A 26,572-nucleotide genomic window follows, 5' to 3' on the forward strand; every position below is an offset into this window, starting at 1 on the left:
CCATGACGAAACGCTGACGTCCGGCCATCGGTCCATCCGTTCCCCCGGTCGCCGCCCTAGCGTTCCGGTGTGACCCAGGCTCCCCTTCGCGACCGGTACGCCGGCCTGCGCGCCGACCTCGGTGCCGCTGCGGCCGCCGCCCTGCTCGTCCTCGTCGCCGTGCTCGTCGGCCGGCACGTCCAGGACACCCGCCGCACCCTGTTCGTGCACTGGCCGCCGCTGTTCGCGGACTGGGACCCGCACCTGGGTCCGGGGACGCCGGCCGCCGTCCTGGTGGCGGTCGCCGTGGTGGCCTACGGGCCCTTGGCCGCCGCCCGGCTGCGGTGGCGGCGGCTGCTCCTCGTGGCCTGGGCCGGGGCGCTGGCCTGGACGTGGTCGCTGGCGCTGGTCGACGGCTGGCGGCGGGGGGTGGCCGGGCGGCTCACCACCCGCAACGAGTACCTCACGGTCATCGGGCGCTTCCACGACGTCCCGGCCGCGCTGCGCGACTTCACCCACCACATCGTGAGCGGCTCCCCGCAGCCCTGGCCGGCGCACATCGCCGGGCATCCCCCGGCGGCCACCCTCACCTTCGTCCTCCTGGACCGGATCGGTCTGCGCGGCGGCGGCTGGGCCGGCGCCTGGTGCGTCACCGTCGGCGCGACCGCCTGCGTGGCGGTGCTGGTGACGGTGCGGGCCCTGGCCGGCGAGCACCTGGCCCGGCGGGCGGCACCGTTCCTGGTGCTGGCCCCGGCCGCCGTGTGGGTGGGCGCCTCGGCCGACGGGTACTTCGCGGCGGTCGCCGCCTGGTCCGTGGCGCTGCTGTCCCTCGCGGTCACCGGGCGGTCCCGGGCGTGGGCGGCGGGCAGCGGGCTGCTGTACGGCCTGACCTGCTACCTCTCCTACGGCCTCACGCTCTTCGCGCTGATCGGGGCGGCGGTGCTGGTGGCAGGGCGGCGCGGGCTCCGCGAGCGACCGGCCCTCCTGCTCTGCCTCGCGGCCGGTGCGGCTGTCGTCCCCCTGGCCTTCACCCTCGCCGGCTTCGACTGGGCGGACGGGTACCGGCTCCTGGTCACGCGCTACTACCAGGGCGTCGGCGGCACCCGACCGTACGGCTACTGGGTCTGGGCCAACCTGGCCTGCACGACCCTGACCACCGGCCTGGCCACGGCGGCGGGCCTACGGCGTGCCGCCGCGGCACTCGCCCACCGGCACGGCCCACCCCGGCCCGACCCCGACCCCGATCCCGACCCCGATCCCGCCACGCCGAAATCCCCACCCGCCCCGACCGAGAACCGGCCGACCCCGTCCGAGAGCCGGTCGACCCCGGCCGAGAACCGGATGGCCCCGGCCGAGAACCGAACGGCCCCGGCCGAGGCCCAACCCGCCTCGGCCGAAGTCCGCCTCGCCTTCCTCGTCGCGGCAGCCGTCGTCGCCGTACTCGCCGCGGATCTGTCCGGGATGAGCAAGGCCGAGACGGAGCGGATCTGGCTGCCGTTCGCGATGTGGCTGCTCGCGGCCGGCGCGCTGCTGCCGCGGCCGCGCGCCTGGCTGGCCGCGCAGGCGGTCCTCGCACTCCTGCTGAACCACCTGCTGTTCACCGGCTGGTGACCCGACCGGCCCGCAGGCAGCCGCGTGGTCCCCGCACGGAGCCGCGTAGTCCGCGCTCGGAGCCGCGTAGTCCGCGCTCGGAGCCGCACGATCCCGCACGGAGCCTCTGGGCCCCGGACGAGCGGTGCCCCTCCCGTACGGGGGCGACCGCCGCCCGGGAGGGCATGGGCAGCGGTCGCCCGGGGCGGGGGCGGGGGGGGGGGGGGGGGGGGGGGGGGGGGGGGGGGGGGGGGGGGTGGGGGGGTGGGGGGGGGGGGAGTCCCCCCCCCCCTCCCCCCCCCCCCCCCCCCGCTGCCCGCCCCGTCGCTCAGCCCTCCCGGCCGGACACCCGGGACCGGAAGCGCCGGTACAGCACCGTGCCGCCCATCAGCGACGCCAGGCTCGCGGCCGCCGCCGCCCACGCGCTGTCCGCTCCGGTGTGCGCGAGGGTGCCGGTCGGCCGCGGCACCACGACCGGGGTCGGCTTGGGCAGCGTGTGCGCCTTGGGGGGGTGGTGCGGCCGGGGCGTGCTCGGCGGCTCGGAGTGCGCCGGCGGGGTGACCCGGGTCGGCGGCTTCGGCGCGGACGGTGTGGTCCGGCCGGGCTCGTCCGGGTGGTCGACCGACCCGTTCACGGACGTGTTGCCGAAGACGGGGTTGCCGATGCCCACCACGTTGACGGTGTTGCCGCTGACGTTGACCGGCAGATCGACCGGGAGCTGGATACCGTTCCCGGAGACGAGGCCCGGGGAGTTCTGCGTACTGGAGTGGGCCGTGGCCCCGCCCGAAGCGGTGGACCCGCCCGACGCCGTGGATCCGCCGGACGCCGTGGACCCGCCCGACGCCGTGGGCTTCTCCTTCCCGGTGGCGTGGCCGCCTGTGTTGGCGCAGCGGTTGCCCATCGCGGGGTTGAGCAGCCCGGCCACGTTCACGGTGTTCCCGCACACGTTCACCGGGAGGTGCACCGGCAGCTGGATGCCGTTGCCGGAGACCACCCCGGGCGAGCCGGCCGCGGTGCCTTCCGCGGTGGAGTCGGCGTACACCGGCCCCGCCACTGCCATCGCACCGGAGGCGGCGGCGACTGCGATCACACTGTTTCGGGTAACCCGTTTCATCGGTTCCCTGTCCTTCCACATACGGTCGCGGGCACTCACCCGCATCCGGTGAAACGCTGGCCAAACCGTGCAAGTTATGGCTTATCAACCTTTCGCCGGTACAAGAGGCGCATGCGCGGCCCTCCACCCCCGGAACAAGCCGTTCCGCACCGGCACCCGCACACATGGCCGAGCGTGCCGCAGCGGTGGAACCGGGGAACTGGTAGCTGTCGTACGGCAGCCGCTGCCGTGATCCATCGACCGAGGAACCGACCGAGACGAGGAGCGATGGCAACCACCGTGCACGACACCAGGGCCACGACCGCACCCGCCAGTCTGCAACTGCCCGGGACCCTGCTGGGTGTGGGGCTCGGCGGATTCGTCGACGGGATCCTGCTGCACCAGCTCCTGCGCTGGCACCACATGCTCAGCAGCACCGATCACGACCGTATCGGCGTGCGGTACTACGACCCCCACACCGTCTCCGGGCTGCAGATGAACACTCTGTGGGACGGCGTCTTCCACACCGTGTGCTGGCTCGCCGTCCTCGGCGGGCTCGCCGTCCTGTACGCGCGGGTGACCGCCGGCCGGCGCCGGGTGTGGGCCTCCCGGGTGCTGTGGGGCTGGATCCTGGCCGGGTGGGGGCTGTTCAACCTCGTGGAGGGCGTGCTGGACCATCACATCCTGGGCATCCACCATGTGCACAGCGGTCCGCACCAGATGTGGTGGGACGTCGCCTTCCTGGTCCTGGGCGCCCTGCTGCTGGCCGGGGGGTGGCTGCTGCAGCGCGGCGGTCGGTCCTTCGACCCCACGGCCGCCGGCGCCGGACGCGACGGACGCGACGGACGTGGCGCCTGATGGACCATCACCTGCCCCACGGCCCCCACCAGGAGAGCGGCGGCACCGCGGGGGTGCTGCTGCCGGCCCTGGCGCTGCTGGTGTGCGCGGGCGGCTATCTGCTGCTGGCCCGCCGGGCGAGCCGCCGGAACCCGGCGCGGGGCTGGAACCCCTGGCGTACCGTCGGATTCGGCACCGGGGTGGCCCTGCTGGCGGTGGCGTTGCTGCCGCCGCTCGCCCCCTTCGCCCACCGCGACTTCCGCGGCCACATGACCCAGCACCTGCTGATCGGCATGTACGCGCCCCTCGCGCTGGTGCTCGGCGCCCCGGCCACCCTCCTGCTGCGCGCCCTGCCCGCGCCGCGCGCCCGCCGTCTCACCGCACTCCTGCACAGCGGCCCGGCCCGCCTGCTCAGCCACCCCGTCGTGGCGCTGCTGCTGTCCACGGGGACGCTTCCGGTCGTGTACTTCACCCCGCTCTACGACAGCGTGACGGCCCATCCGGCCGGACACTGGCTGCTCCACGCGCACTTCCTGCTGTCGGGGTGCCTGTTCGCGCACTCCGTCGCCGGCCCCGACCCGGCCCCCGCCCGGCCCGGCGTGCGGGCCAGGCTGGTCGTCCTGGGGTGCGCCATCGCGGTGCACGCGGTCGTCGCGCAGCTGATGTACGGCGGGTTCTGGGTGGACGTCCACGCCCCGGTCCCGGAGGTCCAGGGGGGCGCGGAGATCATGTACTACGGCGGTGACCTCGGCGAACTCCTGCTCGCGGCGGCGCTCGTCGCGACCTGGCGTCCGGAGCGGCGCGGGATCGGGAGGCCCGCGGTGCGTGCTGCGCGCAGGCCGTCGCCGGCCTCGCTGTGCGGCACGGCGGCCACCGTGCCCCAGGCGACCGTCCCTAAAGCCACCGCCCCCGAAGCCCCCGCCCCCAGAACCACCACTCCCAAGTAGTGGAATATTGAACAACTGCGTTCCGTTGGGGCCGTCGAAGGAGGTCACGAGTGGAGACGCAAGTGAAGCCCACGTACTACGACCACGGGACCCCGGCCGAGCGCTGGGAGCGCGCGCAGCGGTACTTCGACGCCAAGGACTACGCGGACGCGGCCCGGGTGCTGGCCGCGCTGGTCGAGGAGGTGCCGGAGCAGACGGGACCGCGGCTGCTGCTCGCCCGCGCCTACTACCACTCGGCCCAGCTGCGCCGCGCCGAAGCCGAGCTGCGGACCATCGTGGAGCGGGACCCGGTGGAGCACTACGCCCGGCTGATGCTGGGCCGCACGCTCGAACGGCAGGCCCGGCACGAGGAGGCGGAGCGGCACCTGCGGATCGCCGCGGCGCTCGCCGGCGACTTCCCGGAGGTCCCGCAGGAGTGAGCGCGCCCCATCCGGCCGGGGGCCCGGTCCCCCGAGGGGGCCGGGCCCCCGGCCGGTCACAGCGGGGTCGCCGTGTGCAGGATCAGGAACAGGGTGACGGCCGAGTTCGCCGACGACATCGCGGAGACCAGCGCGCCCGCGGCGGCGCCCCAGGCGGCCAGGCCGACCGAGGTGAACGCCGACGGCCAGGTGCGGGCCGCGGGGGCGGGGGCCAGCAGTGCGGCCACCCGGCGCGGCACGGGACCGGTCGCCGCGAGCGCCGCCAGGGTCGGTGCCGGGGTGCCCGGGGACAGCAGGGCCGCCTTGCCGATGGCGCGGGCGACCGTGCGCCGGTCGCCGACCGCGCGGGCCGCCTCCTCGTCCGCCCACCGCTCGGCCGTGTAGACGACGGCGGTGCGCAGCGGTCTCAGGAACGGGTTGGCGCGGGCCGCCAGGTGCGCGGCGAGCAGGTGACGGTGGTGACGGGCGGCCAGGTGGGCACGCTCGTGGGCGAACAGCGCGCGCCGCTCGGCGGGCGCGAGCCCGGCCAGCAGCGCCGTGGTGGCGACGATCCGGCCCCGGCCGCCGGGTAGGGCGTACGCGTACGGCGTGCGGTCGGGCAGGACCGCGACCGTGCGCCCCGGGACGCCGTCCAGCGCGCGGCGGGCGCGGCGGGTGACCCGGCGGTGCCGCCACAGAGTGCGGGCGCAGGCGGCGGTGACCAGGCCGAGCGCGGGGATGGCGGCCCGGCCGGCCACCTCGTCGTGCGGGACGGCGGCCCGCACCTCCGGGTCGGACCAGCCGTCAGGCAACGGGTTGCCGGGCAGCTGGGCGGTGCCGACCACCATCAGCAGGGCCAGGCACAGCGTGCTGCACACGGCCATGACGACGGCGACCGCGGTCAGCAGCCGGGTGGCGGTGCGCGGGTGCAGCCGGGTCTCGGCGAGCCGGGCGACCGGCCACGCGGACAGCGGCAGCACCAGCGGCAGGAAGACGAAGACCCCCATGAGCGGTCAGTCCTCCGGACCGCCGGCGTCCGGACCCGGGATGTCGAGCAGGGCCCGCAGCACCTGCTCGTCGCCGGGCGGCAGGGCGGTGACGAAGCTGGCGAGGACCGCCTCCCGGTCCCGTTCGCCGTCGAGGAGGCGGCGCATGCGCAGCGCCGCCAGCCGGGCGACGTCGGCGGTCGGCGTCCACACGAAGGACCGGCCGTGCCGTTCGCGGGCGACGACGTCCTTGGCGAGCAGCCGGGTCAGGATGGTGACGACGGTGGTGTAGGCGAGGTCGCCGCCGAGGCGCTGCTGCACCCAGGCCGCGGTGACCGGCCCGTCCGCCTCCCGCAGCGCGCCGAGGACCTGGCCCTCCAGTTCGCCCTGTCCACGCCGTCGGGCCCGGCCGCCCTCCGGTGCCGTCCGCGGTGTCATGTCCGGTTCCCTCCCCCGTCCTGCCTCGCTCGCTCACCCGCCGTTCCACGCTACTTCACGCCGCTGACACTCCCGTACCCGCGGCGCCCGCGCCGGTGCGCGATCTCGCCGAGGACGATGTCGACGGCGAGGAAGCCGGCCAGCGGGATGCCGAGCAACGGCACGAACCAGCCGAGCACGGCCACGGCCGCGAGCGCCGGTACCAGCAGGTACGGCGGCACGTCCGCCCACGCGCCGCGCGGGATCGGCCGGCCGAAGGCGGAACCCCGGCCGCGCTGCCACCACAGGCGGTAGCCCCACAGGACGAGCAGGACCAGCGCGAGGGCGAGCAGCGCGAGGGCGATCTGGTTGACGAGTCCGAAGAGGGAGCCGGTGTGCAGGTCGATGCCCCAGCGGGTGAGCTTGGCGAGCACCGGGTAGTCGGCGAAGCGCAGTTCGTCGGTGACCTGCCCGGTGGCCGGGTCGACCGCGACGGAGTCCTGCTTCTCGGGCCAGCTGCGCTGGATCTGCCGGACGACGTAGGCGCTGTCCGTGTCCGCGGGCGGCACGATCTCGACCGGATCGCCGAGCCCCTCGGCGCGGGCCGCCGCGAGCACCTGGTCCAGCCCCACGCCGTGCTCGGCGGAGCCGGCCGTACCGCGGCCCGCCGTGCCGTGGCCCGCGTGCTCGCCGCCGGCCACGGCCGCCGAGACGGACGGGGTGGCCTGGCCCAGCGAGGTGCGCAGCTCGTCGATGTTCGCGCCGGCGTACGCCGACCAGGTCAGGCCCGTCGCGGACAGGAACAGGAACCCGGCGGCCGTCCAGACGCCGACCGTGCCGTGCAGGCCGAGGGTGCGGCGCCGGCCGCTGGTGCCGCGCACCCTGCGCAGGGCGCGGCGCCGGGAGAACCACAGCACCAGGCCGCCGCCCGCGATCACCCACAGCCAGCTGGCGGCCAGCTCGCTGTAGAGTCGGCCGGTCTCGCCCAGGTGCAGGTCCCGGTGGAGTCCGTCGATCCAGGTGCGCAGGGGCAGCGCGCCGGTCGCGCCGTACTGTTCGAGCGCGCCACGGACCGTGCCGGTGTACGGGTCCACGAACACGGCGAGGGTGTGTCCGGGGTCGACGCCCCGGACGCCGGAGAGCAGCACCCTGGTGGTGGCGCCGGTCTCGGGCGCGGGGCGCACGGCCGTGACGGTGCCCTCGGGGTGGGCCTGGCGGGCGGCGGCCACCTGGGCGGAGACGGGCAGCTCGCGCTCGCCGGCCGGGACGGTCAGCTCATGGTCGTACACGAGCCTCTCGGCCTGGAACGAGCCCGCGTACAGCAGGCCGGTGACGGCGGCGACCAGCAGGAAGGGTGCGACCAGAAGGCCGGCGTAGAAGTGCAGGCGCAGCACGAGGGGGCGCAGGGGTGCCCAGGGGCCGCGGGCGGCGGGGCGGGACGCCTCGGCCGGGGTGGCGGGGGGAGCGGTGGTCATCGGCGGGGTTCTCCGGGGACTCGGTACCGAGGTCTGGCCGTCGGCGGGGAGGCGGGGGCGCACCAGTAGTCGGCCCGGTGGGCGGCCGGGTTCCCCGGGGTGTTGGTGAGCTGTGCCACAGCGGGCGGGACGGGCATGGCATCCTGACGCGATGGCACCTCCCCGTGATCACGCACCGCTCGCCGAGCGGGTCGAGGAACTCCTCGCCGCCGGCGGCCCCTTGCCCATCGTCGCGGCCGGCCGGCCGGTGCTGCGGCGCCCCGCCGAGCCGTACGACGGCCAGCTCGGCCCCGCGCTGCTGGCCCGCTTCGTCGAGGCCCTGCGCGCCACCATGCACGCGGCCCCCGGTGTGGGGCTCGCCGCGCCGCAGGTGGGCATTCCGCTGCGGATCGCGGTCATCGAGGACCCGGCCCCCGTGCCGGAGGAGGTCGCGGCGGCCCGGGGGCGGGTCCCGCAGCCGTTCCGGGTGCTGGTCAACCCGGTGTACGAGCCGGTCGGCACCGCCCGGGCCGCGTTCTTCGAGGGCTGTCTGAGCGTGCCGGGCTGGCAGGCGGTGGTGGCCCGGCACGCCGAGGTGCGGCTGCGCGGCGAGGACGAGCGGGGCCGCGCCCTGGACGAGGTGGTCGGCGGCTGGCCGGCCCGGATCGTGCAGCACGAGACGGACCACCTCGACGGCACGCTCTACCTGGACCGGGCGGAGCTGCGCTCCCTGTCGACCAACGAGGCGGTGGCGGCCCTGTGGGCCCAGCCGGCACCCCGGGCCGCGGCCGAGGCCCTGGGCTTCGAGCTGCCTTAGGGGACGCGTTCCGGATCAGTCCGGGTGGCGGCGTCCGGCACGCGCCCCGGTGCGTGCCGGACCGCCCGGGGACGCCGGTGATCCTCCGCCTGGCGACGCACCCCACCGGACACAGCGGCCCGATCGGGCGTCCCGCGAACGAACTTCCCCCGGGCTTCCGCTCAGTTGTCCCGGTACGCCTCCAGCAGCCGCAGCCACACCTCGCTCAGCGTGGGGTAGGACGGGACCGCGTGCCACAGCCGGTCGAGCGGGACGCGGCCGGCGACCGCGATGGTGGCCGAGTGGACGAGTTCGCCGACGCCGGGGCCCACGAAGGTGACGCCGCGCAGGATCTCGTCCTCCAGGTCCACGACCATGCGGGCGCGGCCCTTGTAGCCGTCGCCGTACAGGCCGGCGCCCGCGACGGAGGAGAACTCGACGTCGACGGCGCGGACCCGGTGGCCGGCCTGTTCCGCCTCGGCGAGGGACAGCCCGACCGCGGCGGCCTCCGGGTCGGTGAAGACGACCTGGGGTACGGCGTGGTGGTCGGCGGTGGCGGTGTGGGCGCCCCAGGGCTCCTCCGCGACGGTGCCGCCGGCGGCGCGGGCGGCGATCGCGGCGCCCGCGATGCGGGCCTGGTACTTGCCCTGGTGGGTGAGGAGGGCGCGGTGGTTGACGTCGCCGACCGCGTACAGCCAGTCGGTGCCGGTGACGCGCAGGCTGTCGTCGACGTCGAGCCAGGAGCCGGGTTCCAGGCCGACGGTCTCCAGGCCGAGGTCGTCGGTGTGCGGGACGCGGCCGGTGGCGAAGAGGATCTCGTCGGCCTCGATCCGGTCGCCGGCGGAGGTGACGGCCACGACCGTGCCGTTCTCCCGGCTGACGGACTCCACGGAGGTGCCGGTGCGGATGTCGGTGCCCGCCTCGGCGAGGGCCTCGGCGACGAGTTCCCCGGCGAACGGTTCCATGCGGTTCAGCAGGCCCTTGCCGCGCACCAGCAGGGTGACCCGGGAGCCGAGGGCCTGCCAGGCGGTGGCCATCTCGGTGGCGACGACGCCGCCGCCCACGACGATCAGCCGGCCGGGGGCCGTCTTGGCGCTGGTGGCCTCGCGGCTGGTCCACGGCCTGACGTCGGGGAGGCCGGGCAGGTCGGGCAGCTGGGCGCGGGTGCCGGTGGCGACGGCGACGGCGTGCCGTGCGGTGAGGGTGGTGACGGTGCCGTCGGGGGCGGTGACGGTGACCGTGCGGGGACCGGCGAGACGGCCGTGGCCGCGGTGGAAGTCGGTGCCGGTCCCCTCCAGCCAGGCGACCTGGCCCCCGTCCTGCCAGTGGGAGGTGTACTCGTCCCGGCGGGCCAGGACGGCCGGGGTGTCGAGCGGGCCCTGGACCGCCTGCGCGAGGCCGGGCAGCCGGCGGGCGTCGGCCTGCGCGATGACCGGCCTGAGCAGCGCCTTGCTGGGCATGCAGGCCCAGTACGAGCACTCGCCCCCGAGCAGTTCGCTCTCCACGAGGGCGGTGGTCAGTCCGGCGGCGCGGGCGCGGTCGGCGACGTTCTCCCCGACGGGTCCGCCCCCGATCACCACGACGTCGTACGCGATGGATTCCGTTTCCGTCATGGGGTCAGTCTGGTGGGTGGTGTGCGCCGTGGCCACACGGGTACGCGCGCGGAACACAGGCGTGCGCGGGCGGAATAGGCGGCCCGGCGACCGTGTTTCCGCCGTCGGCACACCCCCTACACCAGGAAGTGGGAATCACGCCATGAGCAGCACCGTGGAGCTGACCAAGGAGAACTTCGACCAGACGGTCAGCGAGAACGAGTTCGTTCTCATCGACTTCTGGGCGGAGTGGTGCCCTCCGTGCCGGCAGTTCGCGCCGGTCTACGAGAAGGCCGCGGCGGACAACCCCGATCTGGTGTTCGGCAAGGTGGACACCGAGGCGCAGCCGGAGCTGGCCGCGGCCTTCGAGGTCCAGTCGATTCCGACGCTGATGATCATCCGCGACCAGGTGGCGGTCTTCGCGCAGCCGGGCGCGCTGCCCGCGCCGGTGCTGGAGGACCTCATCGGCCAGGCCCGCAACCTCGACATGGACGAGGTCCGCAAGAGCATCGCCGCCCAGCAGGGCGGGGCGCAGGAGTAGCCCGTACGGGGGCCGCGGTCCCGGGTCAGCTGGACTCGCGCCGGATCACCGAGGCCCCCAGCAGGGTGTGCACCTCCGGCTCACCGCCGGGGTCGCGCACCGCGCGGTCGACCAGCCCGGCGAGGTCGCGGCCCGAGGGCAGGTCGATGTGGACGGTGCTGAGCCGGGGGCGCAGCAGCCGGCCGAGCATCAGGTCGTCGGCGCCGATCACCGCGACGTCCTCGGGGATGCGTACACCCTCGTCCTGAAGGGCGCGCATCAGCAGCATCGCGTACTCGTCGTTGTAGGCGAACACCCCGTCCAGCCCCAATCCGGGCCAGCGGGCGGCGAGTTCGGCGGCGGACTCCTCGGTGTAGCCGAGTGGCAGCTCCGTCACCGCGGCGTCCGTGCCGCGCAGCGCCTCGCGTACTCCGGCGAGCCGGGGCCGCGCGTAGACGTCGAGTCCCGGCTCCCCGGGCATGACGACACCGATCCGGCGCCGGCCCCGCTCGTACAGGTGGGCGCCCGCGCAGTGGCCGACGGTGGCGTGGTCCATCAGCAGGGCGTGGGCCCCGTCGACGCGGGCGGGGCCGAGGGTGACGACGGCCCGGGCGCCGGAGCGCTTGAGGAGGGCGACGCCCTGGGGGCCGAGGCCGGTGCCGGGCACCAGGACGGCGACCGGCCGCAACTCGGCCCAGGCGCGGGCGGCTTCGTCGCCCTGGAGGCCGACGCTGCCGTACTGGACGACGGTGTATTCGAGCCGGCCGAGCGCCCACTGGAGTTCGTTCAGGAACCCGCTGTAGAGGGGGCCCACCGGGATGGCCGGGGCGGGCATGAGGACCGTACGGCTGTGTCCGGCGCGCAGGCTGCGGGCGGCGGCGTGGGGGACGTACCCGAGCTCCCGGGCGGCCTCGTGCACGCGTCGGCGGGTCGCGTCACTGATCCGTACGGCGCTGGTGTTGTTGAGGACGTAGGAGACGGTCGCGCGCGAGACGCCGGCGAGACGGGCCACATCGGCGCTCGTGGGCGTGTTCGGTATCTGCACCATGACAGACCGCATCTTGGCAGAGGAGCGGGGGCCGGGAGCGGGCGGGGCAAGGTGGTTCATGCTTCGACAAACTCGGCATATGCGCAGGGCACCGTCGCCTCCGCCGTCGCGATCCTGCCGGCGGAAGGGCTCCGCGAGGTGACCCCGCGGAGGCTCGCCCAGGAACGCGCCACCGGTCCGGCCTCGCTCCGCGCCCGCCTCCGCGACACCGACGCACCGCACGCGGCCGTGCTGGACGAGCTGCCCGGCACGGCCGGCCCGGCACCGGCCGGGGCAGCCGGCGGGAACGGCCGGGGGCGGTGCTCACCGCCTCCACCGCAGCGCTCCTGGAGCACCGATCCCTGGCCCGTTCGGCGCTGACCGCCCGGCCGAGCGGCCCCCACCACCCGCGCCTCGCCGAGACCCCGCTCGGCCTGCCGGACGCGGGCGGGGTGCCGTGCCGTCCGCCCGGGCGGGCCTGGGGCGTGGACCCGCCGCTCCGGCACGCCACGGCGGCCGCCGCCGAACACGCCGGGGAGGAGCCCACGGGCGACTTCACGGCACCGGCCCGGGCCCTGCGCGAGGCGCCCGCCGCCTCGTACCCGCCCATCGCCACCTACCCGCACACCGCCACGCACGCCGGAGCGCCGCTCTCCGGCGCCCCCGGGGCGCGCCTGTCCCGAGCGGACGCGCCGCAGGGGGTCGTGGAGATCACCCGGGGGAGGTCTGACCGGATCCGCGGGACCGCCCGAGACCCGCCTCAGCGCGGCGGTTCGGTGCGGGTCACCCGGGCCACCAGGTCGAGCCAGCCGGCTTCCAGGCGTTCCATGGGCATGCCGCGCTGGCGGGTCAGGTGGTGGATCAGGGCGGGGTCCAGCGAGGTCAGCAGGGTGTGGGCGAGCAGGTCGCAGTCGGCGCCCGGCACGATCTGGCGGAGCAGCACCATGAGGTGCATGCGCAGCGACCCGGCCGCGGGATGGGTGAACCGGCGGGCCGGCTCCGGCTGGGCGGCCAGGTGCAGATCCAGCTGCTCGACCGTGCGGTACAGCACCGCGACACCGAACGCCCGCAGCCGCTCCAGGGGCGGCGAACCGGGACCCAGCGGCGGGGGGCCGCCGAGGAAGTCGGCCTGGAGCTGCTTGGCCGAGTGGTCGAGGAGGGCCGTCAGGAGTCCGGTGCGGTCGCCGAAGCGTCGGAAGACGGTGCCCTTGCCGACGTTGGCCGCCGCGGCCACCGCCTCCATCGTGACCCCCGCCACCCCGTGCTCGGCGATCAGCCGGGCGGCGGCCTCCAGCAGCCGGGCCCGGTTGCGGGCCGCGTCGGCGCGCAGGCACGGCTCGTCGGAAGCCGGGCCGATCTCCAGCACGGGGGATGTCTCGAGGGGCTCTTGAGGCTTCGGGAAGGGCGGCGGAGCGCTGGACATGACGACAGCGTAAAGCATCGGGAAGAAAACTGGACCGCGGTCCGCTTGGAGTGGTACACACTTAAACGGACCCCGGTCCGGATCGTGCCAACGATGTTCAAGCCCCTTGGAGTAGCCATGTCTGTCCGCATCCTCGCGCTCGTCGGCAGCCTTCGCGCCGGCTCGCACAACCGCCAGCTCGCCGAGGCGGCCGTGAAGCTCGCACCGGAGGGCGCCGAGGTCGAGCTGTTCGAGGGCCTGGCCGACGTCCCGTTCTACAACGAGGACATCGACGTGGAGGGCGACGTCCCGGCCGCCGCCGCCAAGCTGCGTGAGGCCGCGCAGGCCGCCGACGCCTTCCTGTTCTTCTCCCCCGAGTACAACGGCACCATCCCGGCCGTCCTGAAGAACGCCATCGACTGGCTGTCCCGCCCGTACGGCGCCGGCGCCTTCGGCGGCAAGCCCGTCGCCGTGGTCGGCACCGCCTTCGGCCAGTACGGCGGCGTGTGGGCCCAGGACGACACCCGCAAGGCCGTGGGCATCGCCGGCGGCAAGGTGATCGAGGACATCAAGCTGTCCATCCCCGGCTCCCTGACCCGCTTCGCCGAGACCCACCCGTCCGACGACGCCGAGGTCGCCGCCCAGCTGACCGAGGTCGTGGCCCGCCTGCACGGCAACGTGCCCGCGGCGGTCTGAGCCGTACGAGGAGCGCACGGGAGCCGGACACGACCGCCCGGTCCGAGCCGCACGACGGCGCACGGGAGCCGGACGACCGCCCGCGAGGGCGCACGCCGACTGCCCGCAGGGGCCGGAGCCGACGAGGCTCCGGCCCCTGCCGCATGCGGGCACGAGCACCGGCACGAGGATCACGGCGTCCGAGGCGAGCCCGGTACGGTCCGGCCGACGGGCCCGACGCGAAGGCAGCGGCGCCCGGCACGGAGCACCCTTGGAGTCGGGAGCGCCCTCGGAGTCAGCCCGGAGGACCCTCGGAGTCAGCCCGGAAGACCCTCGGAGTCAGCCCGGAGCGCCCTCGAAGTCAGCCCGGGTCCGGCCGTCCCCCGGCGAGTTGCTCCGCCAGCGGGCTGCGCCGGTACAGCACGCGCCGCCCGTCCCGGACGCGGGTCACCAGGCCGGTCGCGTGCAGGACCCGCAGCTGCTGGGAGACGGCGCTCGGGGTGACGCCCAGGCGGCGGGCGAGCTCGACGGTCGGCAGGGGTTCGGCGAGCAGCCGGAGCAGCGTGGTCCGGGGTGCCCCTAGGAGCGCGGTGAGGGCGGAGGCGTCGGGTGCGGGCTCCGGTTCCCACAGGGTGGCCGTGCCCCGGCCCGGATAGACCAGCATCGGCGGCGCCTCGGCGCTGATCGGCGGTGCCGGCTTGTGCGCGAACACCGAGGGCATCAGCCGCAGCCCCCGCCCCTCGCCCGCGACCTCGTGCCGGCCGGTCATCCGGGCGATGGTCAGCACCCCGCCGCGCCAGCGGAGGTTGGGGTGCAGCCCGGACAGCAGCGCTCCGGCACCGCCGGTGGCCAGCCGGTCCGCCCGGTGCCGGACGTCGGCCTCCAGCACCAGCCGGATCCGCGGCCAGTACGGCAGCAGGGCGGACTGCCAGTAGCGGGCCAGCACGGCGCACAGCGTGTCGAGGAGCTCCCGGACGGGCTCCTCCCCAGGCGTGGCGGCCTGCCGCAGGGCCGGGGGCAGCGGCCGGGGCGCGTGCGCGGCGCGCAGGTCGTGCCGTACGACCTCCGGGGGCGTGGCCCGGACGACGGCCAGTTCCTCCTCGAAGGCCGGGGCGTGGACGGCGGGCCGCGGGGTGAGGAAGTCCGGCAGCGCGAGGGTGGGGCCGACCAGGGACGACAGCAGGGGTCCGTCGCCGGGGGCGAGGGCGGCGAGCGCGGTACGGCGCCAGCCGTGGTGCAGGGGGTGCAGGGCGGGGGCCCGCAGCACCCGCAGGCTCTCCATCAGCTGGCCGAGCGGGGAGATCGCGAACCGGGTGTCGGCGAGGTCGTCCACACCGAGCAAAAAGCTGATCATGTAGCCCCCGGCTGAATCCTTCGACAACCAGCCGCACGTGCCCTGGACTTCGGCACATGACGGATCACCGCACCGGGCAGCGTACCCCGCTCCCTTCCGCCTCCTCCCGGCTCGTTCCCCTGATGGCACTGGCCTGCGGGGTCGCCGTCGGCAACGTCTACCTACCGCAGGCGGTCGCCCCGCTCGCGGCGGCCGGCCTCGGCGTCTCCCCCGGCGCGGCGGCGGGCGTGGTCACCGCCACCCAGTTCGGCTACGCGGCGGGCATCTTCCTGCTCGTCCCGCTGGGCGACCGGGTGCCCGCCCGCCCGCTGCTGGTCACCCTGCTCGGTCTGACCGGCCTCGGCCTGTGCGCCGCCGCGTTCGCGCCCGCGCTGCCGCCGCTGCTCGCGGCCGGCGCCCTGACCGGGGCGGCCACGGTGATCGCGCCGCTGGCCGGCCCGCTGGCGGCCGGGCTGGTCCCCGAGGAGCGGCAGGGCGTCGTCGGCGGCACCCTGCTCAGCGGCTGTCTCGCCGGCATGCTGCTCTCGCGGACGGCCGGCGGGGTCCTCGGCGAGCGGCTGGGCTGGCGGGCGCCGTACCTCGTCGCGGCCCTGCTCACCCTGGCCGTCGCGCTGCTCCTCGCCCGCGCGCTGCCGGTCACCCGCCCGGCGTCCCGGCGGCCGTACCCGCGGCTGCTGGCCGACCCCCTCCGCCTGCTGTGCCGGGAACGGCGGTTACGCCGCTCCTGCTGGTACCAGGCGGCGGTGTTCGCCGGATTCTCCGCCGTGTGGACGGGGCTCTCGCTGCTGCTGACCGGGCCGGCGTACGGGCTGGGCGCGTCCGCGGTCGGGCTGCTCGCGCTGGTCAACGCGGTGACCCTGCTCGTCACCCCCTTCGCGGGCCGGCAGGTGGACCGGCGCGGCCCCGACCGGGTGAACCTGGTCTGCTTCCTCCTGGTCGCCGTCTCCGCCGCGCTCCTCGCGCTGGGCGGTCTCGGCGGCACGGCCGGCCTGGTGGCGCTCGTGGCGGGGACGCTGCTGCTGGACGTCGGCATGCAGTCGGGCACGGTCGCCAACCAGGTCCGCGTGCACGCCGTCGACGCGGGCGTCCGCAGCCGCCTCAACACCGCGTACATGACCTGCGCCTACCTGGGCGGCAGCACCGGCTCCTGGCTCGGCACACGGGCCTACGCCCGGTACGGCTGGAGCGGGGTGTGCGGACTGGTCGCCGTACTGACCGCGGCGGCGCTGCTGCGCCACCTGGCGGCCCGCCCCGCCAGGCCCGCTCCGGCCGCAGGCCCGGCCCCGGGCCGGCGGACCGCCGCCGTGGCAGGTCGTCCTCCGGGCTTGAGGGGGTAGACGGCAGACGACCGCGTGCGTGGGGCACGCGTGCTCGGGCAGTGATCGCCGGGCGTCACGGAAAGGAGCTGCCATGTCCCTGGTCCCGCCGCCGTTCGACCCGGAACTCGCCGCCGTACTGGAGTCGTTCCGGGGCGTGGTCGCGCCCGGGTTCACCCCGGACGACGTCGAGGCCGCCCGGCGCGGCGCGGCGGTCTGCGAGCTGGTCGACGTCACCCTGGAAGGTGCCTTCGAGGCGGAGGACCGCACGGTACCCGGGCCGGAGGGCGCCCCCGGTGTCTCCCTGCTCGTGTGCCGGCCGACGGCCGCTCCGGCGGGGCTGCCGGTGATCTACCACGTGCACGGCGGCGGCCTGGTGGCCGGCACCAACCGGGCGGGCGTGACCGAACCCCTGGCGTGGGCGCGGGAACTGGGCGCGGTCGTGGTGTCGGTGGAGTACCGGCTGGCACCCGAACACCCGCATCCGGCGCCGGTCGAGGACGTGTACGCGGGACTGCTGTGGACGGCGGAGCACGCGCGGGAGATCGGCGGCGACCCGGACCGGATCGTCGTCGCGGGCGCCAGCGCGGGCGGTGGTCTCACCGCGGCGCTCGCCCTCCTCACCCGGGACCGGCGGGGCCCGCGCCCGCTCGGCCAGCTGCTGATGTGCCCGATGCTGGACGACCGCAACGACACCGTCTCCAGCCGCCAGATGGCCGGCCGGGGCCTGTGGGACCGGACGGCGAACGAGACGGCCTGGACGGCCCTGCTCGGCGACCGCCGGGGCTCCGCGGAAGTCTCCCCGTACGCGGCACCGGCCCGGGCCGCCGACCTGTCCGGTCTGCCCCCGGCCTTCCTGGACGTCGGCTCGGCGGAGACCTTCCGGGACGAGGTGGTCGGCTACGCGTCCCGGATCTGGCAGGCCGGCGGCGTGGCCGAGCTGCACGTCTGGCCGGGCGGCTGCCACGGCTTCGACGCCCTCGCCCCGGACGCGGCCCTCTCCCGCACGGCCCGCGCGACCCGGGTCGCGTGGCTCCGCCGGCTGCTGGACTGATTCCCCCACGCGACGCACCGGACGTCCAGGCGCTATGTGCCTGGACCAAGGGTTCTCCGTGCATACGGACAGCTGGTTCGAGGTCGAGGGCCCGGAGCAGCACGGCGAGGAGCCCTGTGACCTGGTCGAGGCGGAACACGCCTTCCCCGCGGCCCTGCACCACCGGGCCTCCGTCGGCGGGTGCCGTGGGCTCCCAGCCAGGTCGGACGGCCCGAGAACGAGACCTCGCCGCTCGCCCCTATGCATTCCTCGACGAGGCGCGATCGGTGGCGCTCGGCGAATGGGCCGTGCACTTCTACGACAGCGACCACAACCGCGAGTCGCCCGAGCACGGCTTCTTCCAAGCCTCCGGCACGGTCGAGAACCTCGCCGAGCGGCGCGCCGACTGGTTCGAGCGCCTGCCGAGCCGCCCTGTCATGCGTGCCGAGTGGCCGTCCGAGGCAAGGGCGTCCGCAGTCCGCTTGGAGTCCGCCGACACTGCAAGGGATTCGTGACGAGCAGCGCCTTCTCCGTCGACGGGTCACCGGCTCGCCAGCTCCGGCTCTCTGTCCTGATCCATCGGACAGGACAGAGCCGCCCCTGCCCGCCGCTCAGCGGGGCGACGGCCTCATGCGGATGTCACCGGCTCTCTGGCGGACGCGCGTCGCGTAGTCGGGCGGTCGAAAGGCACCCACACATGGCCGTAGAAACGCTGGACAGCGTCGTCGACGCTGCGGATGAATCCCGTCTCCGCGTTGCCTCGGCCATGCCCCATGGACTTGAGCAAGGAAAGGCGGAAGCCCGTGATACGTGCACCCTCTGCCTTGGGCAGCAGGTCGGCGGGCTCGGGGCGCAACCGCTCCAGCGTGCCGCGGGGGCCACCTGTCTCACCGTCGAGCAGTGTCTCGATATGCAGGTCGGCCGGTGCCTCCGCCAGGCATCGGATGAGCCTCTTCACCCACGTCAGGGGATAGCCCTGGGCCGGCGCGGGAACGTCCGTGGAGACCCGCAGTTTGCCGGTGCGCAAGTCGGCGCCGACCGACAGCACACCGGGAGCGCCGTCGATGCGGAGTTCGGCCTGGAGTCGGCCCTGCAGGCACAGCCGATCGGCTTGGGCCTGGCGCAGTTCGCGGGGGTCCCTGCCCCGCTTGCCCCGCTGGACCGGGAGCACCTTGCGGCCGAGTTCGCCTCCGAGCCCGAGGCAGACCTGGCGGATGAGCCGTTCCCAGCTCTCCACGACGTCGAGTGCCCTCGGGTCGCCCTGGCACAGGGTCTCGTCGTCGATGCCGTTGCGCACGGGCACCCAGGCGGGGCCCATGTTCTGGAACCCGTGACAGCCGGAGTTCTCGTGCTGGAGGTAGCGCAACAGTTCCTGGAGCAGCCAAGCGTGCGCCGCGTTCCCCACGCCTTCATGCCGGATCAGCACGTGTGCCTGGTAGGCGACCTCCGCCCAGGACAGGTGCCACAGGGCCACCTTGTGCTTGCGCCGCCCGTCGGTCTTGACGTCCACGAGCGGACTTCCTTCCAGGGCGACGTCGTTCGACAGCGTGATCACGGCTTCGTACCCTCGGCGTGCGGCGATGTCCATGTACGCCTGCACCTGGTCGCTCTTGAGCGCGTTCCCGTTGGTCTTCGTCTCGATCAGCGCGGTCCACAACTTGCCCGCCCGCTCCACGCGGACGACGCCGTCCGGTCGTCGGGGTGTGTCACCGTGAGGTAGGGAAACTTCGACGAACGTCTCCATGCGGCCCGCCGGCGCGCCGAAGCCGGCCATGAGCCGTCTGCCGAACTCCGGCACCTGGGCCATGACCGACAGCAGGACCGAGGTCGCGCGCACCTCTCGGTCCCGGTCGCTCTTGAGCGCCGAGACCGGGAACAACCTCGCCTCCCTCCACGTCTCGTTCTCGGCGAGAGACTTCTTCGCCGCCTTGGGAAGGGTGATCTTCCGCTTCGCCGTACGGGGGCGTGGCGTCGGACCGGGCACTCGGTCCGCATCGTCCGGCCGACGCGGGGAGGGCACGGCGGGCAGTGCCGGCTCACGAGCGGGCTCGGAGGCTTCGGCCGTCATGCCTTCCTCGTCGCCCGTGCCGTCGTCCAGTGCCGACTCCGCTGCGGCGTCGTCATCGACGTCGACACCGAAATCCGTCGCCAGACCGGCCAGACCGTCGGCGTATCCCTGCCCTACGGCACGGAACTTCCATGCGCCGTCGCGGCGGTACAGCTCGCCAAAGATGACCGCGCTCACTGATCGGGCGTCGTCGATCGCGAATCGGAGGAGACCTTCGCCGGTGCCATCGGAGAGGGTGACCGTGAGGTCCTCCAGGTCACCGAAGTGGGCACCGCCGTACCGGCTCGCGGCGATGACCATCCTGTCGACATCCTCCGGTACGGCCGTCAGGTCGAACCCGATCCGGTCCTCGTCACCCTGCTCGACCGGGACCTTGCCGAGCAGCTGGACACTACCGTCGGATGCAACCGGGTTGTTGTAAAAGTAGAAGTCGGCGTCGCTGCGCACCTTGCCGTTCGGCCCCAGCAACAGAACCGACACGTCAGCGTCGCCCTCGCCGCTCGTGCTTGCCCAGCGCAGGCTGACGATGACCGAACCGACGTTGTCACTGAGGGCCGAAAGCGTCGCATTCGAGCCCTTCACCATCTCCCGCACCGACAATCCCCCCAGATTGTTGCTTTTCCATGCGCGCACGTCGTCCGAGCCCATCACGTGACTCTTTGTGATGTGGCCCACAGGGGAAAACTGTAGCCCTCAGCCATCGCCACCACGTCCGATGGCCGAATTGCGTTCTTCTCAGGGTGCGGTGGGGGAAGACCGCTGCATCCCCTGAGCAGGACATCGCGTGAAAACCACGCTCACGCCCCGCTCTGACGTTACCGTTCGGTAGACATCGTGCCCGGAGTCTCCCGGAGGTGCTCGCCCATGACGCCCGACCGTGCCGGCCGTGCCGCCGGACTCGTGGAGGCCCGGCGTTCCCTCGCCCGTGGGGAGGTGACCTCCCGGGCGTTGGTGGAGGAGGCGCTGGCCCGGATCGAGGCCGCGCAGCCCACGCTGAACGCCTTCCGGATCGTACGGGCCGAGGCCGCGCTCGCCGAAGCGGACGCCGCGGACCGGGAGTTGGCCGCCGGGGTCGCCAAGCCGCTGCTCGGGGTGCCGGTGGCGGTGAAGGACGACATGGACGTGGCGGGTGAGCCGACCGCGTTCGGCTGCCGGGGTGCGTTCCCGCCGGCGGCCGCGGACGGTGAGGCGGTACGGCGGCTGCGCGCGGCCGGCGCGGTGATCGTCGGCAAGACGAACACGTGCGAGCTGGGACAGTGGCCGTTCACCGAGGGGCCCGCGTTCGGGGAGACCCGCAACCCCTGGAACACCGGGCACACGCCCGGCGGCTCCTCGGGGGGCTCGGCCGCCGCCGTCGCCGCGGGGCTCGTCCCGGCCGCGCTCGGTTCCGACGGCGCCGGCTCGGTGCGCATCCCCGCCGCCTGGACCCGTCTGATCGGCGTCAAGCCGCAGCGGGGGCGGATCTCGACCTGGCCGTGGGGCGAGTCCTTCCACGGCATCACGGTCAACGGCACCCTCGCCCGGACGGTCGCCGACGCGGCCCTGCTGCTGGACGCGGCGAGCGGCAACCACGACCGCGACCCGCACCGGCCGCCCGCGCTGACCGTGGCGGACGCGGTCGGCCGTGACCCGGGCCGGCTGCGTGTCGCGCTGTCCCTGAAGCCGCCGTTCACCGCCGTACCCGTCCGGCTGGACCCGGAGATCCGAGCCCGGGTCGTGGAACTCGCCGAGAAACTGGCGGGATTGGGGCATGTGGTGGAGGAGGCCGATCCGCCGTACGGGCAGATCGGGCTGGCCTTCGTGCCCCGGGCCACCGCCGGGATCGCCGAGCGGGCCCGCCGGGCCCCCGACCCCGCGCTGCTCGACCCGCGCACCCGGGAGGCGGCCCGGCTCGGCAGGCTGCTGGGCGGGGTGCCGTTGCGGGCGGCCCGGCGCGCCGAGGCGGTGCTCCAGCGGCGGATCGGCGCGTTCTTCGGCGCGTACGACGTGGTGCTCGCGCCGACGACGGCCCTGCCCCCGCCCCGGATCGGCGCCTTCTCCCGGCTCGGCGCAATGGCCACGGACCGTGCCGTCATCGCCGCCTGCCCCTACGCCTGGCCGTGGAACGTCCTCGGCTGGCCGGGCGTGAACGTACCCGCCGGGTTCGCCGGCCCCGGACTCCCGGTCGGCGCCCAGCTGCTCGGCCCGGCCCACAGTGAGCCGCTGCTGGTCTCCTTGGCGGCGCAGCTGGAGGCGGAGCTGCGCTGGCACGAGCGGTGGCCGCCGCTGCGGGCGGACGCGGACGGGCCGGTCGCGTGACGGCGTTCCGCCCGTACGCTGGGGCCATGGGAGACGCGTCGATGGTCGGGCTGATCGGACGGGTGACGGGAACGGTCGGGCCCGGGCTCGTCGGCGAGGTGATCGTGCGGGTGCGCGGCGGCGCGGAGCACTTCCTCGCCCACCCGGCCGACGGCACGGCCCGGATAGCGCCCGGGACGGTGGTGATGGTCGTGGAGCACCTGCCGCCGAGGACGGTCTACGTCACGGCCGCCTACGACAGTTGAGCGGCGGTCGCCCCAGGTGAGGGCGGCCCGCGTCAAGATTGTGACAAGGAATCCCCGGTGTCTTCACCACGGGATCCGGCAGGCGCACACTCCCTTCGTTCGGTGCCGAACGGGCACCATGCAAAGGGGGCGTATGCCGATGGTTGTCGGCGTCGTTGCGGGGGCGGTCGTGGTGGCCGTCCTCGTACTGATCGGTCTGTTCAAGCTGATGTGGCGGGTCGCCGAGCCGAACGAGGCGCTCATCATCTCCGGGTCCAAGCACCGCACCGAGGGCCTGGAGGAGGGCATGGGCTTCCGCATCGTCACGGGGCGGGGCACGCTCGTGCTGCCCGGGGTGCAGGCGGTGCGCAAGCTGTCGCTGGACCTGAACGAGACCGAGCTGCACGTGGACTGCGTGACGCACCAGGGCATTCCGCTGAAGGTGCGCGGCGTGGTCATCTTCAAGGTGGGCGACGACTTCGTGTCGATCGCGAACGCGGCCCGCCGGTTCCTGGACCAGCAGCGGCTGATGGCGGAGCGGGTGCACAACGTCTTCGCCGGTCATCTGCGGTCCATCGTGGGCGGGCTGACGGTCGAGGACATGATCCGCGACCGGGAGAAGCTGACCGGGCAGACCCGGGCGGCCTGCGGTACGGAGATGGAGAAGCTCGGTCTGATCGTGGACTCGCTGCAGATCCACGAGATCGAGGACCCGACCGGGTACATCCAGAACCTGGCGATGCCGCACGCGGCGGCCGTGCAGCGGGACGCGCGCATCGCCCAGGCCGAGGCGAACCGGCTGGCCACGGAGGCCGAGCAGCAGTCGTTCGCGCGGATGGCGGAGGCCACCCGGGACAGCGAGATCCTGCAGGCCGGCTACCAGGCCGAGCGGGACAAGGCGGCGGCCAAGGCCCAGCAGGCCGGCCCGCTCGCCGCGGCGGCGGCCCGCCAGGAGGTCGTCGTGCAGGAGACCCGGGTCGCCGAGCTGGAGGCGCACCGGCGTGAGCAGCAGCTCCAGGCGGACGTCCGCAAGCCGGCCGACGCCACGGCGTACGAGAAGCGGACGCTGGCCGAGGCCGAGCGTGACGCGCGGATCTCGGCGGCCCAGGCGAAGGCGAAGGAGACGGAGCTGGCCGCGGCGGCCGAGGCGACCCGGGTGAAGACCGCCGCGGCGGCCGAGGCCGAGGCGACCAAGAGCCGGGGCGCGGCGACCGCCGACGCCACCCGGGCCACCGGTGAGGCCGAGGCCGCCGCCGCGCAGGCGAGGGGCCTGGCGGAGGCCGAGGCGACGCGGGCCCAGGGTCTGGCCGAGGCGGAGGCCATCAAGGCCCGGGCCGCGGCCCTCGCGGAGAACCAGGAGGCGGTCGTCGCCCAGCAACTCGCGGAGAAGTGGCCGGAGATCGTGCAGGCGGGTGCGTCCGCCTTCGGCAACGTCGACAACATGGTGCTGCTCAACGGCGCCGACGGCATGGGCGAGTTGTTCGCCAAGGCGCTCACCATGGGCGGTACGGGACTGGGCCTGGCCCGGAAGCTGCTTTCCACGGTGGGCGAGAACGGGCAGCCGGTGAACGGCGTTTCGCCCTCGCCGAACGGCCTGGTGACGCCTCCGTCGCAGAAGGTGCCGGTGGACAAGGAGCGCTGAGGAAGGGCTGTCGTGCGCGGCCGGGGTCCCTCACCAGGGGCCCCGGCCGCACGTCCGCACGAGCCGGTCGACCGTCTCCGGGGTGAGCGCCGGGTTCGCGGCGGCGGCGTGGGCGAGTTCCGGGTCGGCGAGGAGTTCGGCGACCCGGGGCGCCGGGAGGTTGGGGTGGCGGGCCAGCGCCGCACGGACCTCGGGGTCGGGGTCACGGGTGAGCCGTTCGGCGACGGCCGGCCCGGTGTCCGGGTCGCGGGCCGCGAGCGCGCGGACCGTGGGGTCGGCGTGGTCGGCGAGGTGGGCGAGCCCGGTGCGCGGGAAGTGGGTCAGGGTCGGCAGGCGTTCACGGTCCGGGCCGGTGTACTCCAGGAAGGCGCGCAGGAGGAGGGCCGGCGGTGCGTCCGGGTGGTTCTGGGCGAGCAGGACGCGGACGCCGAGGTCGTCGTCGGCGGCGAGGCGTGCCACCAGGTCGGCCGGCAGCGTGTGTTCCCGCGCGGCCTCCCTGCGGAGCAGCGGGTGCGTGGAGAGGGCGTCCCGGCGGACCTCGGCCGGGTCGCGGGGTGTCCCGGGCGCCGGGCGGAAGCGGAACGCGCGGTCCGTCGGCACCCGGTAGTCGATCCGGGCGCGTTCCCGCTCGGTGAAGGCGGGGTGGACGGAGACGGCCAGCCGTACCTCCGGGTCGGGGTCGGTCGCGAGCGTACGGCGTTCACCGGGACCCAGCCGCGGATGGCGGGCCACCGCCCTGCGCACGGCCGGCTCGGGGTCGGCGACGAGCGCGTGGCGTTCGGCGGCCCCCAGGTCGGCGCGGCCCGCGATCCGCTCGCGCACCTCCGGGTCGGGGTCACCGGCCAGAAGGGCCACCACGTCGGAGGGAAGGGTGGGGTTGAGGGCGATCGTGGCCCGTTCGTCGGCCTTGGCGGGCGCGGTGAGGACCCTGTCCACGACGGCTCTGCCGAGCGCCCGGTTGAGGAGGATGTCGGTGCGGGCGTGGCAGGGCCGCGCGGGCAGCCGGTCCTCCACCCACGCGGGGTCCTCCCAGCGCCGCATCTCCCGTGCCCGCTCGCGCACCTGTACGTCCGGGTCGGCCAGCAGGGCGGCCCGCCGCTCGGCGGACAGCGACGCCCAGTGGCCGACGCCCCACCGGCGGACCTCGGCTACGGGGTGTGTGGGCAGGGAGCGGATCAGCTCCCGGGACGTCTGCTGCCAGAACCCGGCCGAGCCGAGCGGTTCCTCGCCGTCGTAGGTGGTGATCATGCGGACGACGGTCTCGTCGGGCAGGGGCCGGTACGGCAGCGGCGTGCGGGGCCCCTCGGTGAGGTGGCAGCGGACGGTCCAGTCCGGATCGTCCACCAGCCGGGCCCGCTGGGCGGGGTCGGCATGGGGGTTGACGGCGAAGAAGCCGCGGGTGCGGGGGTCGGGGTGCGCGATCACCGCGTCCACGACGGCGGCCGGCAGCGCACGGTCCCGGCACAGCACCATGCGTACGGCGAGCGGCGCCTCGGCCAGCAGCCGGAGCAGGACGTCCTGCGGCACGGCCGGGTTGAGCGCCAGTCCGGCCAGCCGGCGCGTCGGCAGGTCGGCCTCCGCCCGGATCTGTGCGGGTGTCGGCATGTTCCGTGGTCCCCCCGGTCGTCCCCGGGCCGGCCGGTGACCCCCGGTCGCCCCCGGCCCGACCCTACGGGATCACACCGAGAGCAGGGAGATTCCCAGGGCGATCAGGGCGCCGGCCTTGAGCACCTCCAGCGCCACGTACCACAGGTGGCTGCGCGAACGGGGCAGTTCCTCGCCCGCGAGGACCCGGTCCGACCTGCGGTTGAGGCGGGGGCGGACGACGGCCAGCTGGACGGCGAGGAGTGCCGCCACCGCCGCGGTCAGCCCGACGACCCCGGCCGGGGCCTCCCCCACGGCGACGGAGGCGGCCACGGTGACCGCGAGGACGGCCTCCACCGCGTTCAGCGCCCGGAACACCAGCCGGCCGATGCCCAGTCCGACGGGGATCGTCACCCCGGGGGCCCGGAACTTCAGCGGGGCCTCCAGGAAGGAGATCGCCAGCACCATCCCGAGCCAGACGAAGGTGACGGCGGTGGCGGCGGGGGCGGGGAGCATGAGTGGGGGGCCTTTCCGCGGTGTGGGTGACGAGGTCGGTCCGGACGGGGTGTTCGGCGGGGCCGATGCGGGTCAGCCGCCCGGCGCTCCGGCCAGGTGGGCCACGCAGGAGTCGGGTTCGGCGAACGGTTCCAGCGCGGTGGCCGTCACGGGTGCGCCCAGCCGCGCCAACGCCCCCTGCATCAGGCCCAGGTGGAGCGGACACACCAACCGGCTCCGCTCCTCGGCCAGTTCGAGGAAGGGACAGTGCCGCAGCCGGATCCGCTCCGGCGGCCCGCCGGGCTGCTCTCCCCCTTCCGGCCGCGGTGCGAAGCCCAGGCCGTCCAGCAGGGCGAGCAGCCGGGTGACCGACCTCTCGGGCGTCGGGGGTTCGTCCGGCGGGAGGGGATCGGTCAGGAAGCGGCCCCAGGAACGGCCCGCTTCCGTCAACTCCGCCCGGGCCTCGGCCGGGTCGGCGGCCGCCCACCGGCTGAGCAGCACGCGGGCGAGCAGCTGGTAGTCGCGCAGGCCGCCGCGGTCCATGCCGGGGCGCGGGGTGTAGACCGCACGGGGCCGACCGCGTCCCGTGGGCGCCTCGGTACGGCGCTCCACCCGGCCGTCGGCCACCAGGGCGTCCAGGTGGAACCGCACGCTGTTGGGGTGGAGCCCCATCCGCTCGGCGGTCTCCGCGACCCCGAGCGGCGCGGGCGCGGTGCGCAGCACGTCCAGCACTTCCCGGCGGCGCGGGCTCTCCCGCGTGCTCACGTCCGGTACTCCTTCCACCCGCGCCCGTTTTTCACGAATCCTACATGTATTAAATGTAAGGTGAGCGGGGAGCGGGGCAG

Annotated in this window: 25 protein-coding genes; 13 read left to right on the forward strand and 12 right to left on the reverse strand. The window is 74.9% G+C overall.

All coding sequences use genetic code 11. From position 1 onward, the window contains the following. Window positions 1-69 precede the first annotated feature (69 nt). Complete coding sequence (locus tag ACZ4VF_RS01635) at window positions 70-1,590, forward strand: hypothetical protein (protein ID WP_467922462.1); 1,521 nt, start codon at window positions 70-72, stop codon at window positions 1,588-1,590. 307 nt (window positions 1,591-1,897) lie between these two features. On the opposite strand, the gene ACZ4VF_RS01640 is transcribed toward ACZ4VF_RS01635, so the two are convergent. Further along, the gene (locus tag ACZ4VF_RS01640; protein ID WP_467922463.1) at window positions 1,898-2,683 is read right to left on the reverse strand and encodes a chaplin; all 786 of its coding nucleotides are present in this window, start codon (window positions 2,681-2,683) and stop codon (window positions 1,898-1,900) included. 267 nt (window positions 2,684-2,950) lie between these two features. Between ACZ4VF_RS01640 and ACZ4VF_RS01645 the strand changes: the two genes are divergently transcribed. The 3 genes from ACZ4VF_RS01645 to ACZ4VF_RS01655 all read left to right on the forward strand — a co-directional run bounded on the left by ACZ4VF_RS01645 (window position 2,951) and on the right by ACZ4VF_RS01655 (window position 4,865). Next, window positions 2,951-3,520 carry a DUF2243 domain-containing protein gene (locus ACZ4VF_RS01645; protein ID WP_467922464.1) on the forward strand — a complete coding sequence of 190 codons (570 nt, stop codon included), beginning with the start codon at window positions 2,951-2,953 and terminating at the stop codon, window positions 3,518-3,520. Then, the gene (locus ACZ4VF_RS01650; RefSeq protein ID WP_467922465.1) at window positions 3,520-4,446 is read left to right on the forward strand and encodes a cytochrome c oxidase assembly protein; all 927 of its coding nucleotides are present in this window, start codon (window positions 3,520-3,522) and stop codon (window positions 4,444-4,446) included. The genes ACZ4VF_RS01645 and ACZ4VF_RS01650 overlap by 1 nt, the downstream gene beginning before the upstream one ends. A 62-nt stretch (window positions 4,447-4,508) precedes the next feature. Continuing rightward, window positions 4,509-4,865, forward strand: a complete 357-nt coding sequence (locus tag ACZ4VF_RS01655; protein WP_467923742.1) for a tetratricopeptide repeat protein — start codon at window positions 4,509-4,511, stop codon at window positions 4,863-4,865. A 56-nt stretch (window positions 4,866-4,921) separates the two neighbouring features. On the opposite strand, the gene ACZ4VF_RS01660 is transcribed toward ACZ4VF_RS01655, so the two are convergent. From ACZ4VF_RS01660 to ACZ4VF_RS01670, 3 genes are read right to left on the reverse strand one after another with little or no spacing between them, the layout of a single operon-like run. Further along, window positions 4,922-5,851 carry a M48 family metalloprotease gene (locus ACZ4VF_RS01660; protein WP_467922466.1) on the reverse strand — a complete coding sequence of 310 codons (930 nt, stop codon included), beginning with the start codon at window positions 5,849-5,851 and terminating at the stop codon, window positions 4,922-4,924. Between the two features lie 6 nt (window positions 5,852-5,857). Then, entirely contained in the window at window positions 5,858-6,268 is a 411-nt protein-coding gene (locus ACZ4VF_RS01665; RefSeq protein WP_467922467.1) for a BlaI/MecI/CopY family transcriptional regulator, read from the reverse strand. A gap of 50 nt (window positions 6,269-6,318) precedes the next feature. Continuing rightward, complete coding sequence (locus ACZ4VF_RS01670; RefSeq protein ID WP_467922468.1) at window positions 6,319-7,722, reverse strand: PepSY-associated TM helix domain-containing protein; 1,404 nt, start codon at window positions 7,720-7,722, stop codon at window positions 6,319-6,321. 151 nt (window positions 7,723-7,873) lie between these two features. On the opposite strand from ACZ4VF_RS01670, the gene ACZ4VF_RS01675 reads away from it, so the two are divergent. Then, window positions 7,874-8,518, forward strand: coding sequence for a peptide deformylase (locus ACZ4VF_RS01675; RefSeq protein WP_467922469.1), 645 nt, complete (start codon window positions 7,874-7,876; stop codon window positions 8,516-8,518). 161 nt (window positions 8,519-8,679) lie between these two features. Here the strand turns inward: ACZ4VF_RS01675 and ACZ4VF_RS01680 are convergent, their stop codons facing one another. Next, window positions 8,680-10,110 (reverse strand): dihydrolipoyl dehydrogenase family protein, encoded by a 1,431-nt coding sequence (locus ACZ4VF_RS01680; protein WP_467922470.1) that lies wholly within the window; start codon window positions 10,108-10,110, stop codon window positions 8,680-8,682. A 142-nt stretch (window positions 10,111-10,252) separates the two neighbouring features. On the opposite strand from ACZ4VF_RS01680, the gene ACZ4VF_RS01685 reads away from it, so the two are divergent. Beyond that, the gene (locus ACZ4VF_RS01685; RefSeq protein WP_467922472.1) at window positions 10,253-10,630 is read left to right on the forward strand and encodes a thioredoxin family protein; all 378 of its coding nucleotides are present in this window, start codon (window positions 10,253-10,255) and stop codon (window positions 10,628-10,630) included. Between the two features lie 25 nt (window positions 10,631-10,655). On the opposite strand, the gene ACZ4VF_RS01690 is transcribed toward ACZ4VF_RS01685, so the two are convergent. Together ACZ4VF_RS01690 and ACZ4VF_RS01695 are read right to left on the reverse strand one after the other, a co-directional pair. Beyond that, window positions 10,656-11,657: a LacI family DNA-binding transcriptional regulator gene (locus ACZ4VF_RS01690; RefSeq protein WP_467922473.1), complete on the reverse strand. Its 1,002-nt coding sequence runs from the start codon at window positions 11,655-11,657 to the stop codon at window positions 10,656-10,658. Between the two features lie 739 nt (window positions 11,658-12,396). Further along, window positions 12,397-13,077, reverse strand: coding sequence for a TetR/AcrR family transcriptional regulator (locus tag ACZ4VF_RS01695; protein ID WP_467922474.1), 681 nt, complete (start codon window positions 13,075-13,077; stop codon window positions 12,397-12,399). Window positions 13,078-13,176: 99 nt separating this feature from the next. Here ACZ4VF_RS01695 and ACZ4VF_RS01700 point away from each other — a divergent pair, with 99 nt between their 5' ends. Then, window positions 13,177-13,734: an NAD(P)H-dependent oxidoreductase gene (locus tag ACZ4VF_RS01700; RefSeq protein ID WP_467922476.1), complete on the forward strand. Its 558-nt coding sequence runs from the start codon at window positions 13,177-13,179 to the stop codon at window positions 13,732-13,734. 340 nt (window positions 13,735-14,074) lie between these two features. On the opposite strand, the gene ACZ4VF_RS01705 is transcribed toward ACZ4VF_RS01700, so the two are convergent. After that, window positions 14,075-15,067 (reverse strand): ArsR/SmtB family transcription factor, encoded by a 993-nt coding sequence (locus ACZ4VF_RS01705; protein WP_467922477.1) that lies wholly within the window; start codon window positions 15,065-15,067, stop codon window positions 14,075-14,077. A gap of 56 nt (window positions 15,068-15,123) precedes the next feature. Here ACZ4VF_RS01705 and ACZ4VF_RS01710 point away from each other — a divergent pair, with 56 nt between their 5' ends. The 3 genes from ACZ4VF_RS01710 to ACZ4VF_RS01720 all read left to right on the forward strand — a co-directional run bounded on the left by ACZ4VF_RS01710 (window position 15,124) and on the right by ACZ4VF_RS01720 (window position 17,931). Continuing rightward, the gene (locus tag ACZ4VF_RS01710) at window positions 15,124-16,404 is read left to right on the forward strand and encodes an MFS transporter (RefSeq protein ID WP_467922478.1); all 1,281 of its coding nucleotides are present in this window, start codon (window positions 15,124-15,126) and stop codon (window positions 16,402-16,404) included. 73 nt (window positions 16,405-16,477) lie between these two features. Beyond that, on the forward strand, window positions 16,478-17,437 hold the full coding sequence (locus ACZ4VF_RS01715) for an alpha/beta hydrolase (protein WP_467922480.1): 960 nt from the start codon (window positions 16,478-16,480) through the stop codon (window positions 17,435-17,437). 266 nt (window positions 17,438-17,703) lie between these two features. Beyond that, the gene (locus tag ACZ4VF_RS01720; protein WP_467922481.1) at window positions 17,704-17,931 is read left to right on the forward strand and encodes a hypothetical protein; all 228 of its coding nucleotides are present in this window, start codon (window positions 17,704-17,706) and stop codon (window positions 17,929-17,931) included. Between the two features lie 113 nt (window positions 17,932-18,044). On the opposite strand, the gene ACZ4VF_RS01725 is transcribed toward ACZ4VF_RS01720, so the two are convergent. Further along, window positions 18,045-20,069 (reverse strand): TerD family protein, encoded by a 2,025-nt coding sequence (locus tag ACZ4VF_RS01725; RefSeq protein ID WP_467923743.1) that lies wholly within the window; start codon window positions 20,067-20,069, stop codon window positions 18,045-18,047. Window positions 20,070-20,348: 279 nt separating this feature from the next. Here ACZ4VF_RS01725 and ACZ4VF_RS01730 point away from each other — a divergent pair, with 279 nt between their 5' ends. The 3 genes from ACZ4VF_RS01730 (at window position 20,349) to ACZ4VF_RS01740 (ending at window position 23,648) form a co-directional block, all read left to right on the forward strand. Continuing rightward, window positions 20,349-21,782 (forward strand): amidase, encoded by a 1,434-nt coding sequence (locus ACZ4VF_RS01730; RefSeq protein ID WP_467922482.1) that lies wholly within the window; start codon window positions 20,349-20,351, stop codon window positions 21,780-21,782. Between the two features lie 26 nt (window positions 21,783-21,808). Beyond that, window positions 21,809-22,027 carry a hypothetical protein gene (locus ACZ4VF_RS01735; RefSeq protein WP_467922483.1) on the forward strand — a complete coding sequence of 73 codons (219 nt, stop codon included), beginning with the start codon at window positions 21,809-21,811 and terminating at the stop codon, window positions 22,025-22,027. A 133-nt stretch (window positions 22,028-22,160) separates the two neighbouring features. After that, window positions 22,161-23,648, forward strand: coding sequence for an SPFH domain-containing protein (locus ACZ4VF_RS01740; protein ID WP_467922485.1), 1,488 nt, complete (start codon window positions 22,161-22,163; stop codon window positions 23,646-23,648). A gap of 30 nt (window positions 23,649-23,678) precedes the next feature. On the opposite strand, the gene ACZ4VF_RS01745 is transcribed toward ACZ4VF_RS01740, so the two are convergent. From ACZ4VF_RS01745 to ACZ4VF_RS01755, 3 genes are all read right to left on the reverse strand, one after another. After that, window positions 23,679-25,253 (reverse strand): hypothetical protein, encoded by a 1,575-nt coding sequence (locus ACZ4VF_RS01745; RefSeq protein WP_467922486.1) that lies wholly within the window; start codon window positions 25,251-25,253, stop codon window positions 23,679-23,681. Window positions 25,254-25,325: 72 nt separating this feature from the next. Then, window positions 25,326-25,748 carry a hypothetical protein gene (locus tag ACZ4VF_RS01750; protein WP_467922488.1) on the reverse strand — a complete coding sequence of 141 codons (423 nt, stop codon included), beginning with the start codon at window positions 25,746-25,748 and terminating at the stop codon, window positions 25,326-25,328. 72 nt (window positions 25,749-25,820) lie between these two features. Next, a complete protein-coding gene (locus ACZ4VF_RS01755) occupies window positions 25,821-26,492 on the reverse strand; it encodes a helix-turn-helix transcriptional regulator (RefSeq protein ID WP_467922490.1) in 672 nt (223 codons plus the stop codon). Between the last annotated feature and the right edge of the window lie 80 nt (window positions 26,493-26,572).

Source organism: Streptomyces sp. NPDC029151, assembly GCF_055564315.1.

Coding starts and splice junctions, on each gene's coding strand:
- ACZ4VF_RS01640 (WP_467922463.1), bottom strand. CDS start 2,683: ATGAAACGGGTTACCCGAAACAGTGTGATCGCAGTCGCCGCCGCCTCC.
- ACZ4VF_RS01645 (WP_467922464.1), top strand. CDS start 2,951: ATGGCAACCACCGTGCACGACACCAGGGCCACGACCGCACCCGCCAGT.
- ACZ4VF_RS01650 (WP_467922465.1), top strand. CDS start 3,520: ATGGACCATCACCTGCCCCACGGCCCCCACCAGGAGAGCGGCGGCACC.
- ACZ4VF_RS01660 (WP_467922466.1), bottom strand. CDS start 5,851: ATGGGGGTCTTCGTCTTCCTGCCGCTGGTGCTGCCGCTGTCCGCGTGG.
- ACZ4VF_RS01665 (WP_467922467.1), bottom strand. CDS start 6,268: ATGACACCGCGGACGGCACCGGAGGGCGGCCGGGCCCGACGGCGTGGA.
- ACZ4VF_RS01670 (WP_467922468.1), bottom strand. CDS start 7,722: ATGACCACCGCTCCCCCCGCCACCCCGGCCGAGGCGTCCCGCCCCGCC.
- ACZ4VF_RS01675 (WP_467922469.1), top strand. CDS start 7,874: ATGGCACCTCCCCGTGATCACGCACCGCTCGCCGAGCGGGTCGAGGAA.
- ACZ4VF_RS01680 (WP_467922470.1), bottom strand. CDS start 10,110: ATGACGGAAACGGAATCCATCGCGTACGACGTCGTGGTGATCGGGGGC.
- ACZ4VF_RS01685 (WP_467922472.1), top strand. CDS start 10,253: ATGAGCAGCACCGTGGAGCTGACCAAGGAGAACTTCGACCAGACGGTC.
- ACZ4VF_RS01690 (WP_467922473.1), bottom strand. CDS start 11,657: ATGGTGCAGATACCGAACACGCCCACGAGCGCCGATGTGGCCCGTCTC.
- ACZ4VF_RS01695 (WP_467922474.1), bottom strand. CDS start 13,077: ATGCTTTACGCTGTCGTCATGTCCAGCGCTCCGCCGCCCTTCCCGAAG.
- ACZ4VF_RS01700 (WP_467922476.1), top strand. CDS start 13,177: ATGTCTGTCCGCATCCTCGCGCTCGTCGGCAGCCTTCGCGCCGGCTCG.
- ACZ4VF_RS01705 (WP_467922477.1), bottom strand. CDS start 15,067: ATGATCAGCTTTTTGCTCGGTGTGGACGACCTCGCCGACACCCGGTTC.
- ACZ4VF_RS01710 (WP_467922478.1), top strand. CDS start 15,124: ATGACGGATCACCGCACCGGGCAGCGTACCCCGCTCCCTTCCGCCTCC.
- ACZ4VF_RS01715 (WP_467922480.1), top strand. CDS start 16,478: ATGTCCCTGGTCCCGCCGCCGTTCGACCCGGAACTCGCCGCCGTACTG.
- ACZ4VF_RS01725 (WP_467923743.1), bottom strand. CDS start 20,069: ATGGTGAAGGGCTCGAATGCGACGCTTTCGGCCCTCAGTGACAACGTC.
- ACZ4VF_RS01730 (WP_467922482.1), top strand. CDS start 20,349: ATGACGCCCGACCGTGCCGGCCGTGCCGCCGGACTCGTGGAGGCCCGG.
- ACZ4VF_RS01735 (WP_467922483.1), top strand. CDS start 21,809: ATGGGAGACGCGTCGATGGTCGGGCTGATCGGACGGGTGACGGGAACG.
- ACZ4VF_RS01740 (WP_467922485.1), top strand. CDS start 22,161: ATGCCGATGGTTGTCGGCGTCGTTGCGGGGGCGGTCGTGGTGGCCGTC.
- ACZ4VF_RS01745 (WP_467922486.1), bottom strand. CDS start 25,253: ATGCCGACACCCGCACAGATCCGGGCGGAGGCCGACCTGCCGACGCGC.
- ACZ4VF_RS01750 (WP_467922488.1), bottom strand. CDS start 25,748: ATGCTCCCCGCCCCCGCCGCCACCGCCGTCACCTTCGTCTGGCTCGGG.